At 45.7% G+C, this 831-nt stretch carries 1 protein-coding gene; it reads left to right on the top strand.

All coding sequences use genetic code 11. The features are described 5' to 3' along the window. Nucleotides 1–51: 51 nt before the first annotated feature. Nucleotides 52–831: hypothetical protein (locus tag J7439_RS25665; RefSeq protein ID WP_209204894.1), on the top strand; the 780-nt coding region annotated here is incomplete at its 3' end.

The raw sequence follows: 831 nt of genomic DNA, 5'->3' as shown, positions 1-831 counted from the left end.
GCAGAACAGCAGTCTGCTTTTTATATTTTCATGAATTAATGAAATATAATTATGGATAGAAGTTCTACTGGTATCAGTGATCAATACACAAGATCTGATAACGGTTACAACCAGCCGAATGGCCATAGTCCTTCTTCAAGCCCCGGGCGGTACAGACATGCCACAGTCAGACAATGGGATAATCCCCCCCGCACTGCACCGGGTCGCAATGAATATTATCAGTCTTCTGGCACACGCTCTTATCAACATCTACAGTGCCGTTCAGTAAATTCTGCTCAAGATTTTAATGCCCTCATCAAACAGGAAATAATGGATGATCTGGTGAGTAAATCGAATCGTTTCGGTCATCGCTATGATGGGAGAAATCACGGGCAATATGCCAGTTCAATTAAAAAATACACGTCAGCGGCTAAAAGACCGTTAAATCGAACAGAACAAAGCCAGCTGGTGCGGTTGCTGCAAAATTTTACCGCAACCCGGAGCTGGAATTGGCGAAGCCTGACGACAACACTGCACTCATTTACTTCAGCGGGTGTTTTTACCCTTCATAAACCCATGGATGAGCGAGTTAAACTTACTCAGGCTAGCTTATTGTCAACGCTACTTGATGCAATAATATTTAACTGCAACCAAAAACTTCCAGCCAGGGATATTGCTACCCAGGCTATCGCCAACCTTCTGTGGGCCATGGCAAAACTGGTGAACAACGGGCAGGAAAGGACATCAGAGTTCAACGAGGCCGTGGTCGCTTTGTTACACCGCGTGAGCACACAACAAGCTGACTTTAAACCACAGGAAATCGCCAACCTGCTGTGGGCCATGGCGAAACTG

Source organism: Salinisphaera sp. G21_0 (assembly GCF_017744115.1).
GTDB lineage: Bacteria > Pseudomonadota > Gammaproteobacteria > Pseudomonadales > Endozoicomonadaceae > Endozoicomonas.
The sequence above is the reverse complement of the archived record's forward strand: the minus strand, read 5'-3'. Positions and strand labels throughout refer to the sequence as shown.